Origin of the sequence: Winogradskyella forsetii (genome assembly GCF_013394595.1) — a bacterium.
Lineage (GTDB): Bacteria > Bacteroidota > Bacteroidia > Flavobacteriales > Flavobacteriaceae > Winogradskyella > Winogradskyella forsetii.
In genome coordinates this window covers 2,956,769-2,974,487 of the sequence record NZ_CP053348.1, presented here as the reverse complement: position 1 = coordinate 2,974,487, position 17,719 = coordinate 2,956,769, and the positions used below count along the sequence as shown (strand labels likewise).

At 34.9% G+C, this 17,719-nt stretch carries 16 protein-coding genes; 9 read left to right on the top strand and 7 right to left on the bottom strand.

Annotated features, from left to right (window positions below; all coding sequences use genetic code 11):
- Window positions 1–2 precede the first annotated feature (2 nt).
- The 9 genes from HM987_RS12870 (at window position 3) to HM987_RS12830 (ending at window position 8,163) form a co-directional block, all read left to right on the top strand.
- Entirely contained in the window at window positions 3–1,316 is a 1,314-nt protein-coding gene (locus HM987_RS12870; RefSeq protein WP_179008472.1) for an ABC transporter permease, read from the top strand.
- A 3-nt stretch (window positions 1,317–1,319) separates the two neighbouring features.
- The gene (locus tag HM987_RS12865; RefSeq protein WP_179008471.1) at window positions 1,320–2,201 is read left to right on the top strand and encodes a mechanosensitive ion channel family protein; all 882 of its coding nucleotides are present in this window, start codon (window positions 1,320–1,322) and stop codon (window positions 2,199–2,201) included.
- 21 nt (window positions 2,202–2,222) lie between these two features.
- Complete coding sequence (locus tag HM987_RS12860; protein ID WP_229724448.1) at window positions 2,223–3,107, top strand: hypothetical protein; 885 nt, start codon at window positions 2,223–2,225, stop codon at window positions 3,105–3,107.
- Window positions 3,108–3,109: 2 nt separating this feature from the next.
- Window positions 3,110–4,273: a sigma-54-dependent transcriptional regulator gene (locus tag HM987_RS12855; RefSeq protein WP_179008470.1), complete on the top strand. Its 1,164-nt coding sequence runs from the start codon at window positions 3,110–3,112 to the stop codon at window positions 4,271–4,273.
- 200 nt (window positions 4,274–4,473) lie between these two features.
- On the top strand, window positions 4,474–5,355 hold the full coding sequence (locus tag HM987_RS12850) for a PPK2 family polyphosphate kinase (protein ID WP_179008469.1): 882 nt from the start codon (window positions 4,474–4,476) through the stop codon (window positions 5,353–5,355).
- Window positions 5,345–6,748, top strand: a complete 1,404-nt coding sequence (locus HM987_RS12845; protein WP_179008468.1) for a M20/M25/M40 family metallo-hydrolase — start codon at window positions 5,345–5,347, stop codon at window positions 6,746–6,748. Before HM987_RS12850 ends, HM987_RS12845 begins: the two co-directional genes overlap by 11 nt.
- 1 nt (window position 6,749) lies before the next feature.
- A complete protein-coding gene (locus HM987_RS12840) occupies window positions 6,750–7,208 on the top strand; it encodes a type II secretion system protein GspG (protein ID WP_179008467.1) in 459 nt (152 codons plus the stop codon).
- An 8-nt stretch (window positions 7,209–7,216) separates the two neighbouring features.
- Entirely contained in the window at window positions 7,217–7,783 is a 567-nt protein-coding gene (locus tag HM987_RS12835; protein ID WP_179008466.1) for a hypothetical protein, read from the top strand.
- Complete coding sequence (locus HM987_RS12830; protein WP_179008465.1) at window positions 7,783–8,163, top strand: bleomycin resistance protein; 381 nt, start codon at window positions 7,783–7,785, stop codon at window positions 8,161–8,163. Before HM987_RS12835 ends, HM987_RS12830 begins: the two co-directional genes overlap by 1 nt.
- A gap of 237 nt (window positions 8,164–8,400) precedes the next feature.
- On the opposite strand, the gene HM987_RS12825 is transcribed toward HM987_RS12830, so the two are convergent.
- The 7 genes from HM987_RS12825 to lysA all read right to left on the bottom strand — a co-directional run bounded on the left by HM987_RS12825 (window position 8,401) and on the right by lysA (window position 17,606).
- Window positions 8,401–9,438, bottom strand: coding sequence for an AI-2E family transporter (locus HM987_RS12825; protein ID WP_179008464.1), 1,038 nt, complete (start codon window positions 9,436–9,438; stop codon window positions 8,401–8,403).
- A 322-nt stretch (window positions 9,439–9,760) separates the two neighbouring features.
- On the bottom strand, window positions 9,761–10,972 hold the full coding sequence (locus tag HM987_RS12820; RefSeq protein ID WP_179008463.1) for an acyltransferase family protein: 1,212 nt from the start codon (window positions 10,970–10,972) through the stop codon (window positions 9,761–9,763).
- Window positions 10,973–11,118: 146 nt separating this feature from the next.
- Window positions 11,119–12,465 (bottom strand): MFS transporter, encoded by a 1,347-nt coding sequence (locus tag HM987_RS12815; RefSeq protein ID WP_179008462.1) that lies wholly within the window; start codon window positions 12,463–12,465, stop codon window positions 11,119–11,121.
- A gap of 313 nt (window positions 12,466–12,778) precedes the next feature.
- A complete protein-coding gene (locus HM987_RS12810) occupies window positions 12,779–13,516 on the bottom strand; it encodes a hypothetical protein (RefSeq protein ID WP_179008461.1) in 738 nt (245 codons plus the stop codon).
- Between the two features lie 168 nt (window positions 13,517–13,684).
- Window positions 13,685–14,428 (bottom strand): LytR/AlgR family response regulator transcription factor, encoded by a 744-nt coding sequence (locus HM987_RS12805; protein WP_179008460.1) that lies wholly within the window; start codon window positions 14,426–14,428, stop codon window positions 13,685–13,687.
- A complete protein-coding gene (locus HM987_RS12800; RefSeq protein ID WP_179008459.1) occupies window positions 14,428–16,317 on the bottom strand; it encodes a tetratricopeptide repeat-containing sensor histidine kinase in 1,890 nt (629 codons plus the stop codon). Before HM987_RS12800 ends, HM987_RS12805 begins: the two co-directional genes overlap by 1 nt.
- An 83-nt stretch (window positions 16,318–16,400) precedes the next feature.
- Window positions 16,401–17,606: a diaminopimelate decarboxylase gene (gene lysA / locus HM987_RS12795; RefSeq protein ID WP_179008458.1), complete on the bottom strand. Its 1,206-nt coding sequence runs from the start codon at window positions 17,604–17,606 to the stop codon at window positions 16,401–16,403.
- Window positions 17,607–17,719: the final 113 nt, after the last annotated feature.

The window sequence follows — 17,719 nt, the reverse complement described above, 5'->3', positions numbered from 1 at the left end:
GAATGAATCATTTACCATTAATTATAAAGCGCGAGTATCTTACAAAAGTGAAGAACAAATCATTTATTGTAATGACGTTTTTAAGTCCTCTCATAATGATTGCGCTCATTGCAGTCGTGGCTTATTTATCGCAATTAAATAATGATAAGCAGCGTACTATTTCAGTATTGGACGACACAGGTTATTTAAAGGATGTGTTTCAGGATACAGATAATACAACTTATACCAATTTAAGGGGTTTAAGTTTGAACGATGCTATATCATTAGTTAAAGAAAAGGAGAATTATGGATTGCTTTATGTTGCTAGTGTTGATACTTCAGATGTATTTTCAAATAACATAAAATTTTATTCTGAAGAATCCCCTTCATTAAGTATTATATCTGGATTAGAGCAAAAGATTGAAAAGCGTTTAAGGGATATAAAGCTTCAAAAAGATGGGGTCACACTTGCCCAGATTGAAGCTTCTAGAACAGATATCGAAATTGCTCAAGAGAGCTTTGAGGGCGAAAAGACCTCTAAAATAGATAATATTGTAAAGCTAGCGTTTGGAGGTGCAGCTGGTTATTTATTGTTCATGTTTATCATTATTTATGGAAACATGATAATGCGAAGTGTAATAGAGGAAAAAACGAGTCGGATTATTGAAGTTATTATTTCATCTGTTAAACCGATTCAATTAATGATGGGGAAAATAATAGGTACATCATTGGCAGGTATCACCCAATTTGCTATTTGGGTAATTCTGGGAGGTGTTTTACTGATTGTGGTATCTTCAATTTTCGGAATCGATTTAACCCAAGTCAATACACCGCAGCAAGAAATGATGAACCAGGCTATGAAAGGGGATGGAGCACAGGCTATAGCAGAGAATTTAATAGCAGCTATCGGGAATTTACCAATAACCAACCTTATCATAGCATTTATGTTTTTCTTCATTGGAGGTTATCTACTTTACAGTTCACTTTACGCAGCAATTGGTGCTGCAGTCGATAACGAAACAGATACACAGCAGTTTATGTTGCCAATTTTAATGCCGTTAATTTTGGCGGTTTATGTTGGTGTTTTTACAGTTATTGAAGATCCACATGGCACAGTTTCAACCGTTTTTTCATTTATTCCGTTGACATCTCCTGTGGTCATGCTTATGCGAATTCCGTTTGGAGTACCGCTTTGGCAGCAAGGATTATCCTTATTGCTTTTAATAGGTACATTCATTTTTGCGGTTTGGTTTGCCGCTAAAATCTACCGTGTCGGTATTTTAATGTATGGTAAAAAACCGACTTATAAGGAACTATTTAAATGGTTGAAATATTAAACGATGGTGCAGGATATAGAACATATTGAAGAAAAGATAACGGAGAGCTCAATTTGGATAAATGTCAAGGAATTTCTAGGAATGCACCTCGATATTGGCAAAGACATCAGTATTTCAATTTTCGATATCTTGGTCGTAATTACAGTCATATTTATAACGACCATATTGTTAAGGTTAGCTTTAAGGCTAATTACACGGAAACTTCCACCTGATGATAAAGGAAAATTCAGTGTGGTTTATGGCTATTTTAGATGGCTGGTTTATATCATCATTCTGTTGGTCACATTGCATAGTGTTGGTGTCAATGTCACGGCGGTATTTGCGGCTTCTGCTGCGCTACTAATTGGTATTGGTTTAGCACTACAGACCTTGTTTCAGGATATTATTTCAGGTGTATTTATATTGGTGGATCAAACCGTACATGTAGGCGATATTATTGAAATTGAAGGTAAGGTTGGTCGTGTTGAAGAAATAAAATTAAGAACAACAAGAGCAGTGACTATAGATAATAAAGTGCTTATTATCCCTAATCATCTGTACTTGGAAAACAGCCTTTACAATTGGACCCAAAACGGTACTATTACGCGCGAAAATGTAACTGTTGGCGTAGCCTACGGAAGTGATGTGCAGCTCGTAAAAAAGTTGTTATTGCAAGCCGCAAGAACGCATGATGCGGTCATTTCAGAACCAGAGCCAACGGTGGTTTTTACTGAGTTCGGCGATAGTTCATTAAATTTTAAACTGGTATTTACTTTAGCGGATAGTTTTACAGCACAGCATCCCAAAAGCGATATTCGTTTTGAAATTGATAAATTATTCAGAGAGAATAATGTTACCATTCCTTTTCCACAGCGCGATATTCATATTATTAGTAAGGAAAAATAATTTCAAAGAATTAAATTTAAAATGTCAATAAAAAAAATAGAATCATTTTTAACCATAAGTTTGATGATGATGGTGTTTGCATTACAAGCACAATCATCGGATTTATTCAGAATTGAATATCTAAACATTCCAAATAATGACTCAGGAAATAGCATCAATCGCTTCCGAACGTTTTTTCAGTTGCCCTTAGAGTTTAAAAAAGACAATTTTATAGTTGTAGGAGGCGAGTATCGTTATATCGATTTGGGATTGCAAGATGTGCCGTTCACAACCGAAGACCTTAAAAGTGTACAGCGCATAGAAGCTTCGTTGGGTTATTTATATAGAAGCTCGGGTGACTGGATATATGCAATCAAAGGTGGTATGAGACTTCAATCTAATTTTGAGACCAAACTTACTTCAGATGATTATATTTACGTGGGTAACATCTATGCCATAAGAGACAGAACAAAAAATAGGGAAGAGGGTGCCAAACCAGATCGTTTAATCATTGGTTTGCAATATACTACTACTCCTGGTAGAGATTTCCCGCTGCCGATTTTAAATTATTATAGAGAGTTTCATCCAGATTGGACCTACACTTTAGGTGTGCCCAAAACCAATATTCGCTATAAATTTGATGATGTTAACCATGTTCAAGCATTTTTAACCTTAGACAATTTCTTTGCCAATATTCAAGGCAATAAAATGGTCAATGGCAAAGTTGCTGAAAACATTTCTATGACCACCATATTAGGAGGTTTGGGTTATGAGCATTATTTTACAGATCATATTATGTATTATGGGTATGTGGCTTACACCATTTCCAATGACTATCGCTTAAGGGATAATGAACGAGAGGATATATATACCATAGACGAAAAGGGAACATTTTACTTTAGAACAGGATTTAAATTTAAAATATAATTATGCCAAAAATTTTAATAATAGAAGATGAAGCTGCTATTCGTCGTGTATTGTTTAAGATCCTTTCAGAGGAAAACGATGCGTATGTAGTTGAAGAAGCACAAGACGGTTTAGAGGGCATCGAAAAAATAAAAAATGAAGATTACGACTTGGTGCTCTGTGATATAAAAATGCCAAAAATGGATGGAGTTGAAGTGCTCGAAGCCGTAAAAAAGATAAAACCAGAAATACCAATGGTGATGATATCTGGTCATGGCGATTTGGATACCGCAGTAAATACCATGCGTTTAGGGGCTTTTGATTATATCTCAAAACCACCGGATTTAAACCGGCTATTAAATACCGTTAGAATTGCTTTAGACCGAAAAGAACTCGTCGTTGAAAATAAAATGCTGAAGAAAAAAGTCAGTAAAAACTACGAGATGGTCGGAGAAAGTGATGGCATTGCGCGCATCAAAGATATGATTGACAAAGTGGCACCAACTGATGCACGAGTGCTGATCACTGGTCCAAACGGTACAGGAAAAGAACTGGTAGCACACTGGTTGCACCAAAAGAGTGAACGTTCAAAAGGGCCAATGATTGAGGTGAATTGTGCCGCAATTCCTTCAGAATTGATAGAAAGTGAATTATTTGGGCACGTTAAAGGCGCTTTTACATCTGCCGCAAAAGATAGGGCAGGTAAATTTGAGGCCGCCAATGGTGGCACTATTTTCTTAGATGAAATTGGAGATATGAGTTTGTCGGCTCAAGCAAAAGTTTTGCGTGCATTGCAAGAAAGTAGAATACAACGCGTGGGAAGCGACAAAGACATAAAGGTAAACGTTAGGGTCGTTGCTGCGACTAACAAAAACCTTAAAAAAGAAATTGAAGAGGGTAAATTCAGGGAAGATTTATACCATAGGTTAGCCGTTATTTTAATTGAAGTGCCTGCTTTGAATGATAGACGCAATGATATTCCACTTTTAATCAATTATTTCGCCGAAAAAATTTCCAAAGAACAAGGAACTGCCGAAAAATCATTTTCGGATAAAGCTGTGAAATTACTTCAAAATTATGATTGGACCGGGAATATTCGTGAGTTACGTAATGTCGTGGAACGATTAATTATTTTAGGCGAAAAAGAGGTTAGCGAAAGTGATGTAAAGGCTTTTGCTTCCAAATAAATTAATAATAAAAATGAGTTGAAATAATTAGACACGAATTTCACGAATTTTCACAAATATAAAAATCTTCGGATTTTTCTGTTTCTGACTTTTTTCCTAAATTATTTTTCACGTATTCGTTCGTGTTAATTAGTGAAATTCGTGTCTTAAAGTTATTCAACTAGTTTCATAGATTATCCGTAAAATTATAATAGTTACCAATGAAAGACATAGACATAGACGATTTTAAAATTTCATCTCAAATCAACATCAAGGATTTGCCAACGTCATTTGATTTAGAAGAAAAAGAAAAGAAGATTGAAAAAGAACTTAGAAACGTAAGTGAAGATTTAGCAGACATTCAGAATACCATGTACGCTCATGGAAAATATGCTGTGTTATTTTGTATTCAAGGTATGGATACAGCAGGAAAGGATAGTTTGATTCGTGAAGTTTTTAAGGAATTTAATGTTAGGGGAATTGTCGCACACAGTTTTAAAAAACCAACAGAGTTAGAGCTGAAGCACGATTACCTTTGGAGGCATATCAAAGCATTACCAGCTAGGGGAAAATTCGGAATATTCAACAGAACGCATTACGAAAATGTATTGGTCACAAGGGTGCATCCTGAATATTTGATGTATGAAAACATGCCAAACATTAATAGTTTAGATGATGTTGACGAGGCGTTTTGGAATAATAGATTCAATGAAATCAATAATTTTGAAAAGCATATTGCAGATAATGGAACGATAATTTTCAAGTTCTTTTTGAATGTATCTAAAGACGAGCAAAAAAACAGATTACTAAGACGACTCAACAAACCGAGTAAAAATTGGAAATTCTCTCCAGACGATTTGGACGAACGGGAACTTTGGGATAGTTACCAAAAATGTTATGAAGATGCTTTGAACAGAACATCAAAATCACATGCGCCATGGTACAACATTCCTGCTGACGATAAACCAACAGCAAGATATATTGTAGCTAAAATTCTCTATGATACCTTAAAGGCATACGATGATATCAAAGAACCAGAATTACCAGACCATCAAAAAGAGAATATAGATTCCTATAAAGCACAACTTAAAAATGAAAGTTAGACTTCTGACACTAATTATATGTGGCTTTGTGACATGTAACTATGCTCAAGATGATGAAGCGGTTTTAAAAACGGTTTACACAACGTCGTTGACCAACGGCAAGAGTTACGATTGGTTAGATCATTTGTCTAATCAAATTGGTGGACGATTATCGGGTTCTAAAAATGCGGAATTAGCTGTTCAATATACCAAAGCAGAACTTGAAAAATTAGGTTTGGACAAGGTGTGGCTGCAACCTGTTATGGTTCCAAAATGGGAAAGAGGCGAAAAGGAAAAAGCCTTTTTTGAAGTTTCGGGTTTTGTTAAAGAAGTCAATATTTGTGCTTTAGGCGGTTCCATTGCTACGCCAGAAGATGGTATTTCCGCAAAGGTCATCGAAGTAAAAGGTTTAGACGAGCTGACCGTTCTAGGCAAAGAAAATATTGAAGGAAAAATTGTGTTTTTCAACAGACCTATGCAGGCCGATTTAATAAGCACTTTTAATGCTTATGGGGGTTGTGTGGATCAGCGCTATTCTGGTGCCAAGGAGGCCGGCAAGTTTGGCGCTGTCGGTGTCATTGTACGCTCAATGAATTTACGGCAGGACGATTTACCACACACTGGTAGTATGAGTTATGGCGACTTACCAGTGGAGCAACGCATTCCTTCTGCGGCCATAAGTACCAATGATGCTGATAAATTAAGTAAGGCATTAAAGAAAAACAAAGCACTTCAATTTTACTTCAAGCAAAATTGTCAGCAATTTGAAGATGTGCAATCCTACAATGTTATAGGGGAAATTACGGGAAGTAAATTTCCGAATGAATATATCTTAGTTGGCGGTCATTTAGATTCTTGGGATTTAGGCGATGGCGCACACGATGATGGCGCAGGCGTAGTGCAATCAATGGATGTTTTAAGACTATTGATGGCAAGCGGAATCAAACCGAAACGCAGCATAAGGGTCGTTTTATTTATGAATGAAGAAAACGGACTACGAGGTGCTACGGAATATGCCAAAGTGGCTAAAGAAAAAAACGAGAATCATATTTTTGCTTTGGAAAGTGATGCTGGTGGATTTACACCTAGAGGATTTTCGTTTGCTGCCAATGATGCAAATTTCAATCAGGTATTAGGTTGGAAAGCCTTGTTCAAGCCTTATTTAATTCATTATTTTGAATTGGGTGGAAGTGGAGCAGATGTTGGTCCTTTGAAATCGGACACCAATGTATTGGCGGGTTTACGACCAGATTCGCAACGTTATTTTGACCATCACCATGCAGCAAACGATACTTTTGAACATGTGAATAAACGTGAACTGGAACTTGGTGCGGCAACGATGACGGCTTTGGTATATTTGTTCGATAAATATGGGATTAATCCCATACAGAACGCGTCTGAAATAAAAGACTGAAATGTGGTTTGCCGAAATATTTGCAGAGCTACTATTATTTTTTGAAGACTATAAGTTTTGGAAAAAGAAAAAAGCACAACGCAAATATGAAAAGGAACATAACCTGCCTAAGAAGACCATGGTTTATCCTTCGACTAAAATTTATGTCATTGCACTTATCGTATTGTCAATTTCGGGTGGTCTGTTTTTCTATTTCTTTTCAAGACCTGCAGCTGAAAATAAAACGATAAAACAGTTAAACACAATTCAGACGCTTTTAGAAGCAGAAAAGAAAAAATTTCAAAAGTATCCGTCAGATTTAAGTAAGATTATAAGAAATAACCCATTGCATAAAAATTTACTTATAGATTCATGGAATAATCATTTTCATTATGAATTGACTAATGATAACTTAAATTATATCCTCGTTTCTAAAGGAAAAGATGGAAAACTTCACACTGATGATGATATAAAATTGTAATAGTAAACATGAAACATTTAGTACTTCTTTTAATATTGCTAGTCACACAACTATCGTGTGCTCAAACAGACGAAAAATTACCATACTATGAAGTTCCAGAATACTCAGACAAATTCACAGCAGGTACAATGGCAGCAAGAATGGTTGATGCATTGGGCTTTCGGTTTTATTGGGCTTCGGATAGCTTAACTGAAAAAGATTTGGCTTATAAGGCAAATGACAACGGAAGGACGTCGTTGGAAACCATTCAGCATATTTATGATTTGTCTAGAGTTATAGTCAATTCAACTTTAAAGCAGCCAAATTCAAAAGATAAAGAGGGTTTAAGTTATTTAGAACTACGTTCTAAAACATTACAAAATCTTAAAACAGCAGCAGATATTTTAAGGGAAAGTGATGATGTTTCGCAATTTAAAATCATATTTGGAGAAGAAGAAATTCCATTTTGGAATCAAGTAAATGGACCAATTGCAGATGCCATATGGCATTGTGGCCAATTATCTATTTACCGACGTACTACCGGAAATCCGATAAGTTCTAAGGTGAATTTTTTCTCAGGAAAAATTAAAGACTAATGAATACTAAAGGTTATCTAAAAGAAATATATCCAGTACTTCCCGTTAAGGATGTCACTGAAGCTGTTGAGTTCTATGTCAAAAAATTAGGATTTAAATTAGCATTTACGGATACAACAGATGCTCATGGCTACGCAGGAGTGTCTCGAGATGGTGTTGAAATTCACTTACAATGGCACGATTCCGTAGAATGGGTGAAAGGCGTGGACAGGCCTATGTTGCGCATTTATGTAGAAAACATTGAAGCGTTGTACCTCGAATACAAAACTCAAGATGTTTTTCATGATAACACGTCATTAAAAGAAACACCATGGGGAGCTATGGAGTTCGCTTTTTATGATTTATATGGAAATGGCTTAACATTTTCAAGGAGTGGATAGAATTTAATTGGCGTCATCAACTTTATCTTTTTTTCATTCCAATATATTTGGATACCAATCAGATACCTAACAAATAGGATCACGACAAATACCATTACTATATCTATTCCTGTTATTGATTATCAGTTAGGTTCTTGTTGGTGTTTACTTTGGAATCGTGAGTAAAAATCAGAAATGCCGAGACTTTAAAATTATAGCTTCACTTATAATTGGAATATTTTTGGCAACTTGACTCGGTTACAAACGATCCTCCGATTGACTCTCAACAGACCTACCATATTCATCTTTATAAATCTTTACTAGCGCCACAAAAACACTAATTAATAAAGGACCAAAGATGAGGCCTATAAAGCCAAAAAGAGGAACACCAACAATGACTCCAATAAGTGTAATTAACGGATGCACATCATCTAGTTTTTTTAAAACGTATAACCGAATTATATTATCCGTAGAGCCTACCACCACAAGGCCATAGATTAAGATTCCCCAGGCCTGAAAAGTATGGCCATTGGATAGTGTTAAAATAAATACAGGCAAGATACCAACTAGTGTCCCAACAAATGGAATCATGGAGCCTATAGTAACTATTACAAACCAAAAGAACGGATCTTCGATTCCAAAAATCAGAAAACCGATTAGCGCAATAATGCCTTGTGCTAATGCTACAAGTGGAATGCCTATGGCATTAGATTTTACCATGGCTTGTATTTCTTTTCCAATATTGCTAATGTTATCATTATTCATTGGAATATAATCGCGTAACGATTGTCTTAATTCATTTCGGTTTGTCAGCATAAAATAGAGCATAAAGTACATTAAACCAATAGCGATAATTAGGTTAAAAGTATTGCCCGCCATATTCTGAAGGTTTGTGGAAATCCATGAGGTTATGGATTGCGTATCGATTTGAGAGTTGATATCAAAGCCTGTGCTCAACTCTAATCGGGTGATTTGTTCTTTAAAGGCCTTAATAACTTTTCCACTATTATTGGCAGCTTCAGAAATTTTATTTCCCAACATGAAACCAAAACCAGTTAGCGGAATGAGTATCACTATAAAAGAACCTAACATAAGGGTTAAAGCTGCTAAAGAAGGTTTCCAATTGTATTTGGATACCAGCTTTTTCATAAATTTCCGTAATAAAATATAAAACGTTACAGCTCCCAAAACGCCAGTTAAATAAGGTAGCATTTCACGGAAAATCAAGCTTCCGAAAAGCAAGATCAATAGTAAAACAAAAACTTGGCGTATTACTTTAGGCGCAATTTGTATCATAGAAGTTTGTATAACATACCAAAGATAATTGTAATGCACATTGGAGCGTGCTTTAATCACATAAAAAATTAACCCAGTTGGTATTTATTTGAAATCATAAATTCACTTCTATCTGATTATTCAATAAATCATCAAAAGTTTCACATGTTTTGATGAGACGTGTTTTAAATCCATTTTATTTTCGAATTGTTTAGGATATTAACTGATTCTGTTCTGTTTAATTTGATTGATGACATTGGTCTTAGTATTTAAAAATTTAAGACCAGAGGAATCATAAATTTATAAATTTTCACACTATTTAGGTTTTAAAGGTCTGAAGCGACTATTTATCCCTAATTAGTTTCATTTTAGAAATTTCCACATGTTTTATGTCACTTATTCTTCGGCTATACTTTTTACCGTTTAAAAATTTCCCGATAAATGTATTTCTAACAAAATAATGATAGGTAACAAAACAAATACTACTAGTCGTAAGTGTTACAAATAAAAATTTTAAAACTCCTGATATATTCCATTCGGCAATTAAAGCAGGAATTATAATCGTTAATGGGAGATGCAATAAATAAACCCAATAGGAGGCGTCTGAGATATAACGCATTCTTGCAGAGTGGTGACTTCCGTAACGCACAAATAGTCCAGTAAATCCAAATGTGAGTAACCAGCAAGCTAAAGATCTTATGGTTATAATTACCCATAAATCCATTACCTCTGTATCGGCAATAAAATACCAAGTAAAAAGAAGTGTGCCTAAAATGGTGTATAGCCAATCGTGTTTCATAAAACTTTTCAAAAGCGATTTCGATTTAAATAGTAGCCACCCAAACATGTAGAAAAAGAAGTAAAAGATAAAAGTACTAAAGTCTGGTACAAAGCTCGTTGAAGTATTGACCCAATATCTATTCATAAAAATTAGGATTAACACCGTTATAAATGTGAATACAAACAGTCGAAGAATAGAATGCTTAAATATGTAGTGAAAAGCTATATGGATATGTTGAGATGCTTTTGGCAGTTTTTTAAAAAGTAATCCTAACAGAAAAGACACTAAAGAAAACATGATGAGGTAATATAAAAACCATAAATGCAGGGTTCTAGTTGGTACAAAATCACTAAAGGTTGTGAATTGCGCGGTCGTCTCTGCCAAAGCATTAGGGACAGACGCAAATATGTTTAAGGTATATTTCATGCCACCTGCTACAGGAACAAAAAGCAGTATGACAAAAACTAAAAAAGGCAACGCTATACGACTCATTCTGTTTTTGAACATTTGGCGTGTACCTCGTTCATAAAATAATAGGGCGGCAAAAAAACCTGCAACCACCATAAAAATTGGCATTCTAAACACATGAATATAGGATGAAATCCATTCTAAATTGGTATTAAAGTTATTGGGATCCCTTATAGGCCAGGCCGCATAGGGTTCGCCTCCAATATATGTAATTACGGAATGCAGCACAACTCCTAATAGCATCATAATCGCTCTAAGCGAATCTAAGGCATGAAGGCGTTCTGTTTTGCTGGGTATAGTTTTCATTTTAGTATAAAATATTTTAATAAGACAGATAAATCAGCAGTAACTTATCATTAATTAATAGCAAAAATTTCATAATATTTTAAAACATCGCGTCGTCACTACCTATCCAATTCTTGCGTACCGCTTGTATGTTGTTATGCTATTTTTTAATCTTTAATAATCTGAGGCGTAACTAGTACCTTATTTAAAATTTTAAAGGCATCTACTCTTATTCTGTGTTTACTAAAACTGATAAATTGCATCATAACAGCCATTGTTAATGGTAGTACCGCAATAAAGAGAAACACATATTCCCAACTAAAACTAGTTTTTAGAACCCCTAATAATGTCGCGCCAGCTGCTCGTCCCATGTTAGAAATCGCCATGTATAAGGTAAATTGCGTGGCAGCTACTGTTTTCCAACATAGATGCATCGCAGAAGCAAAAACTGCGATACACAAAAAGGTATATAAAGTGTAATAGCATAATATAAATCCGTACATCACCATGGTGTTGGCCCATAAATTATTTAAAAAAGCAAATACAGCAATAAGTATGGTAATTATTGCCAAATAGAGTGTTAACATTTTTAGTTTCCCGAAGTAATCGACTAAGTAGCCACCGATAAACATGCCTAAAAAACCAGCTATAATTGAAGTCACAGAAAAGACTTGGGAAAATGTAGTGTTGGACCATCCCAACTCTTGAATGGTGAAAATAGGGAGTAGCGTATCTACTAAACCATACATAATGCCTATTATAAAAGAAGCTATGCAAAAAATGATACTGGATCGTAATTTTACAACACGATATAAGCTTTTCAATATTTGCGACCAACTTCTTAATTGTGTTTGTTTAGAGTCTTCAGAAGCTTGTCCTTTTGACCATGGCATTATTTTTTCGCCAGGTCGTTCGGTAAAGTATACTGGAACCAGCATAATTAATGCTACAACAATAGATAACGAGGCTATGGCTAGCGTAAATCCAATACTGTTTATTAAGGCTGTACCTATTACTAACGATAAGGAAATTCCAATAGTTTTACTTCCCCACATTAATCCGTTTGCCCTAGCTTGTTCATCAGCAGGAATCACATCAACAGCCATACCGTCTGTGGCAACATCTTGAAAAGCACCAAAAAAACTAATTAAGAAACCAGTGATCATAAGGCCTGAGTGATTATTTAATGGATCAGAAACAAAACCTATACTTAAGAAACTTAATATAAGACCGAGTTGCCCGAATATGACCCAAGGTCGCTTTCTTCCCATAGCTAGAAACGTAAAACGGTCCATGAGAGGCGCAATAAATAATTTGAAACTCCACGGAATCCCGATAACGCCAACGAAAGCCGCAATTTCTAAAGGTGATTTACCATTCATGGCCAACCAAGCAGGAATTGCAAAAAAAGTAATGCCTTCTGGTATGCCTTGTGCAGTATATAAGGCAGAAAATGAAAAATACCGAGTTGAAACATTAGAGGTTAGACTCCTGTTGGCTTTTAAGTTGAACATGGGATATGTTTATTTAAATGGTGTTATCTAAATGTTGAAGCGTAGATCAACGATACTAAAAGATTCAAATATTTTATAAAAAGTATCATTACAAAGGGTTTTGTAATGCACTTAGTAGTTGGTACAAATAGCAAAACGAATGATATGAAATAATAAACAGGCAGATCAGCAATAACTATTTCCCTAATTAATAGCAAATACTCTAAAACCATTTAAAGTAATTATTGTTATCACTGATCCTATCTCCACATAGTGCCTGTCTAATTTTAAATATTATATAAATTTATTAAATCAAATGATGTAATGGCATCTTTTATTTCATGCTGAGTTCTGTTTCAAGAGTGTAAGTATAGCTCCATTGCTCATCAATAACCGTCTTAAATTTTTCTTTTAGATCTTTTGCTTTAGCTTTACCATGAGCATCTTCATATAGTTCCCATATACCTTCTCTATCAGTATCTAAATCCGCAAAGTCTTTATAAGGTGTAGAAACAAAATAATCAGCACCTTCTCCACCCATAACACGGTACCAGTAACCACGTTTATCGCCTTCTTTTTTGCTTATTGCAGAGCTCATTTCATTTACAGCTTCTCTAAAAAGCTCGCTATCATTTATTTTAAAACTGGTTACCCAAACAATAGTCTTATCTCCTAATCCCTCTTTACGACTGAACTCTGGCACAGACCGTGTAGTGTTTACCTCGGTACTTTCAATATAAGGCAATATGGATTCCATAGCAATTGAACGACACGCTTTTCCTGCCTCATCACTTTCATCCATTTCAGCCCAATTTTTTAAACTCGAGGCCAAGACATAGACATTACCTTTTCCTTGTAAACGATGCCAAACATTCCAAGTTTTGGCTCCCTCATTGTCTTTGTAACATTTATTCCATTTTTTCACCCCATCGGTAAACTTTGAATTTTCACCAAATTTAATAGTGTACTCTGTCAGCTCCATGATGAAACTTTCGTCCTCTTGGGCTTGTGTTGTCGTTGGTAGCAATAATGCAAAACATGCTACGAATAAAATTGTTTTTAAAATCTTCATAATTAATAGCTTTAAATGGTTAATTAAAACGAATTCCTAGTAAGAATTCTTAACACAAGTAACTGATTATAAAGAAGAAATAAAACCGATATAGGACGAGGGGCTATTTATTCTACCCGAATGATATGATCTGTTTACCGAAGATTATTATTGAAGATATATGTCCAACTAAATAGTTTGCAGTCGATTTAATAATTCTTCTTTCAACGATTTACTAATCGGAATCGCCTTTTTCTGAATAACAATATGGCTCGTAGCTATTTCATTGATTTGAGATAAGTTAACAATGAATGAACGATGTACACGTAAAAAATGTTTTGGTGGTAATTTTTCGGCCAGATCTTTTAGGGTCATAACTAAAAGATATTCCTTGGCTTTAGAGTAGATACGGCAGTAGTTACGCTCTGCTTCAATATAGAGAATGTCCTCAATACTCACTTTCACCATGGTATTGTGGTGCCGCACAAAAATACTATCACTAAGTATAAAAGGTTTAGTGCTTTCTTTCTGAGCACTTTTTAACTCTAAAGATTGCGTTTGAAGTTGGCTTATAGTTAATTCTATTGCACGCTGCAAGTCCAATTTCTTAAATGGTTTTGAAATAAAGCCATAAGGATGCGTTTGTTTTGCTCTATTAAAATGTGCATCGTCAATATTAGCTGTTAAATATATAATAGGAATATTACACGTTTGTTGCATCACAAGTGCAGTTTCTATACCATCTAATTTTCCTTTTAAATTAATATCTAAAAGTAGAATATCTGGTTTATTGTCTTCTAGATGAATTAAAGCATCTTCGCCTCTTGGTATAATACCAGTGACTTCATAACCTAATTCCGTCAATTGAAGCGAAATATTCGCTGCAATTACCATTTCATCCTCTACAATTAGTATTTTGGTCTTTTTCTCCATTATGCTGCGGTATCTATTAAAAAGTCAAACTCTAACAAAGTGCCATCCTTGTTAAGTTCGGTCATTTTTCCGTTAAGTTGTAGGGTTAATAAATTGACTAATTGCGTGCCAAATCCTGTGCCTTTTGGTGCCAGTCCTGTAGTTTTACCAATACCGTTATCTGCTACTTTTAATTTTAAATGATTGCCATTCGTTTTTTCTAAACTTATATAAATTAATCCTTTTTTATCATTTGGAAATGCGTATTTCAAGGCATTGGTCAATAATTCGTTTACAATTAAACCAATCGGAACAGCTGTATCCACATCTAGGTCTAAGTTGTTCATGGCGCATTCAATTTTTACTTTTTCATCGGCATTAAATGTATCCAAAATGCCTTCGCTAAGGTTTAAGAAATAATCTTTCATTTCTATACTACCTAAATTTGTACCTTGATATAGTTTTTGATGAATAATCCCCATAGATTGCACTCTGTTTTGACTCGCAATCATTGCGTCTTTACTCGCTGAATCTTCCATTTGGGCAGACTGTAAAGCGATAAGGCTTTTTACCATTTCGAGATTATTTTTAACGCGATGGTGAATTTCCTTTAGTAATAATTCATTTTCGGCATTCTTTACTTTAATTAATTTAGTTGCTTTTTTATTTTTATTAAAAAAGTAAAATAAGGATAGAAGCAGTAGACCTAATAAAGCTGTTACAGCAACGATTAAATTTTGGGTTTTGCTTTTTTGTATCAATAATGAGGCTTGCGAAGCTAATGCTTCGTCTTTTTTACCAGTTTCATATTTAATAACGGCTTCAGTTTCAAGATTGGCAACTTTGTCCTCAAGAATTTTTGTCGAATTCACTGTGGCTTTATTCTTGTAAAGCATGGCATTTTTAAAATCGCCAAGTTTCGCATAGGTGGCAGATAAATCTTCATAAGGTTTTATAATTCCGTCTTGGCCTTTTGTTTCGTAAGCTTTCACGCCAGCGGAAAGATGTTTTAAAGCTTCATTATAGTCATTGAGATGCAAATAGACCTGTCCAATTTCGGTACGGTAAGTGGCACAACGTTCTTCGCCAATATTAGCTTTGCACAGTTCCCAAGCCTTAATGAAATCTTTTAATGCATTGGTGTAATCTTTAACTTTTAGGTAAATGTCCCCTCTGTAAGAATGTGCTCTCACAGGAATAAAGACTTCTTCCGGTACTTTCGTTTTTACAAGTTCTAAACAATAATCGGTAGCTTTATAGGCTTTTTCGTAGTCTCCAAGTTCGCCATAACCGAGTATAAGGCTAAACTGAGCAATGGCAGTGGCAGCATAATTTTCGGTCTTTTCTAAAAGAGGAATGGCTTTAAGGGTGTATGCAATGGATTTTTCAAAATCTTCCATGACACGATAGAGCACACCCAAAGATCGGTAGGTATTTCCTAAACCTTCGTCGCTTTTTAGTTCTTCATAAATTGCAATGGATTTAAACAGCACATCTTGTGCCTTGTCTAATTCTTGTACATTCATATAATCTATGGACAGGGTTCTGTACGTGTCTGCAATTTTAATTTTATCATCGCCTTTTAGGTAGTAGTCTAATGCTTTTTCAGTATGATTCACTACAGAATCTGGCGAAAATGTACCATTATACCCATGCCAATTGGCTAATTCTTCATGTACTTCTGCTATGGTTTTTATGTCAGATTCGTTTCGACTTCGCTTAAGCGTTTCTAATCCTATGCTGTGAAAATTATCTAAATCCTTGCCGGTATAGGCATTTTGGCGCATCCATGATAAACAGGAGTCTATGGAAACTGTTTTTAAATCTTCTGAACTTAAATTCTTTGATTGAGAAAAGACTAGGCATGCTGAAAAGCATGCGATTAGAAATGTGGAGATAGATTTATTCATAAGTCTTTATTGGTTAGATAAAAAGACTTAGGGTAATGCTAAAGGTATAAAAAAAAGCGTTGATAATTACAACGCTTTAATTTTTATAAAGATAGCTCCACTTGATTATTCAATATATCATCAAAAGTTTCACGTTTTCTAATGAGATGGGCATGGCCTTTATACCACAATATTTCAGCAGGTCTGTAACGCGAATTATAATTGCTGGCCATGGAATAACAATAGGCACCAGCATTTTTAAAACATAGAATGTCACCTTCGTTTATTTCTGAAATCCGTCTGTTATTTGCAAAGGTGTCCGTTTCACAGATATAACCGACTACGGAGTAAAAGCGCTCCCGACCTTTTGGATTTGAAATATTAACAATATCATGCTGAGATCCATACAACATTGGCCTAATTAAATGGTTAAACCCTGAATCAATTTGGGCGAAAACAGTAGAAGTAGTTTGTTTCACTACATTGACTTTGGCCAAAAACACACCAGCTTCACTAACTAAAAATTTTCCAGGTTCAAAGGCCAAGGTTAAATCTTTGCCGTATGCTTTACAGAATTCGTTGAAACGTTGGGATAATTTCTCGCCCAATTCCTCAATATTAGTTTCAATATCGCCTTTTTTATAAGGCACTTTAAATCCAGAACCAAAATCTATAAACTCAAGCGTTTTAAAGTTTTTGGCCGTTTCAAAAAGAATTTCGCTTGCGTATAAAAAGACATCAATATCCAAAATATCACTTCCTGTATGCATGTGGATTCCGTTGATATTCATTTTGGTATTCTCAACAATTCGAAGTAATAAAGGTATCTGATGAATCGAAATCCCAAATTTACTATCAATATGTCCAACGGAAATATTAGTATTTCCACCAGCCATCACATGCGGATTTATACGAATACAAACCGGAACTTTAGGATGTTTAGTGCCAAATTGTTCTAATATGGAAAGGTTGTCAATATTAATTTGAACACCTAATTTTGCGGCCTCTTCAATCTCTTCAAGCGATACGCCATTTGGTGTGAAAATAATATCTTCTGGTTTGAAACCTGCTTTGAGTCCTAATTTTAGTTCCTGAATGGAAACCGTATCAATACCAGAACCCAATTTGTTAAATAATTTAAGGACAGAAATATTGGACAATGCCTTAACTGCGTAGTTCAGTTTCAACTGTTTTACCTTACTGAATGCTTTAGTTAAACGTTTGTACTGGGATTCGATTTTTTCAGCATCGTAGACGTATACAGGACTTCCAAAATCCTTCGCAATCTGTAATAAGGTGTTATCTTTCATGTATTGTTGTTCTTAAAATTCGATTTCTTTGAAGTGACGAAAGTAAATGTAATCCCAAGGATAAACATAAAAATGATAAAATATTGCTATTTTTGCACATATTGTTATATAAT

Excerpts from the sequence above, each read along its gene's own strand:
- HM987_RS12865 (WP_179008471.1), top strand. The coding sequence starts at position 1,320 with ATGGTGCAGGATATAGAACATATTGAAGAAAAGATAACGGAGAGCTCA.
- HM987_RS12810 (WP_179008461.1), bottom strand. The coding sequence starts at position 13,516 with ATGAAGATTTTAAAAACAATTTTATTCGTAGCATGTTTTGCATTATTG.
- HM987_RS12805 (WP_179008460.1), bottom strand. The coding sequence starts at position 14,428 with ATGGAGAAAAAGACCAAAATACTAATTGTAGAGGATGAAATGGTAATT.
- HM987_RS12845 (WP_179008468.1), top strand. The coding sequence starts at position 5,345 with ATGAAAGTTAGACTTCTGACACTAATTATATGTGGCTTTGTGACATGT.
- HM987_RS12855 (WP_179008470.1), top strand. The coding sequence starts at position 3,110 with ATGCCAAAAATTTTAATAATAGAAGATGAAGCTGCTATTCGTCGTGTA.
- HM987_RS12800 (WP_179008459.1), bottom strand. The coding sequence starts at position 16,317 with ATGAATAAATCTATCTCCACATTTCTAATCGCATGCTTTTCAGCATGC.
- HM987_RS12860 (WP_229724448.1), top strand. The coding sequence starts at position 2,223 with ATGTCAATAAAAAAAATAGAATCATTTTTAACCATAAGTTTGATGATG.
- HM987_RS12840 (WP_179008467.1), top strand. The coding sequence starts at position 6,750 with ATGTGGTTTGCCGAAATATTTGCAGAGCTACTATTATTTTTTGAAGAC.
- HM987_RS12820 (WP_179008463.1), bottom strand. The coding sequence starts at position 10,972 with ATGAAAACTATACCCAGCAAAACAGAACGCCTTCATGCCTTAGATTCG.
- HM987_RS12835 (WP_179008466.1), top strand. The coding sequence starts at position 7,217 with ATGAAACATTTAGTACTTCTTTTAATATTGCTAGTCACACAACTATCG.
- HM987_RS12815 (WP_179008462.1), bottom strand. The coding sequence starts at position 12,465 with ATGTTCAACTTAAAAGCCAACAGGAGTCTAACCTCTAATGTTTCAACT.
- HM987_RS12830 (WP_179008465.1), top strand. The coding sequence starts at position 7,783 with ATGAATACTAAAGGTTATCTAAAAGAAATATATCCAGTACTTCCCGTT.
- HM987_RS12825 (WP_179008464.1), bottom strand. The coding sequence starts at position 9,438 with ATGATACAAATTGCGCCTAAAGTAATACGCCAAGTTTTTGTTTTACTA.
- lysA (WP_179008458.1), bottom strand. The coding sequence starts at position 17,606 with ATGAAAGATAACACCTTATTACAGATTGCGAAGGATTTTGGAAGTCCT.
- HM987_RS12850 (WP_179008469.1), top strand. The coding sequence starts at position 4,474 with ATGAAAGACATAGACATAGACGATTTTAAAATTTCATCTCAAATCAAC.
- HM987_RS12870 (WP_179008472.1), top strand. The coding sequence starts at position 3 with ATGAATCATTTACCATTAATTATAAAGCGCGAGTATCTTACAAAAGTG.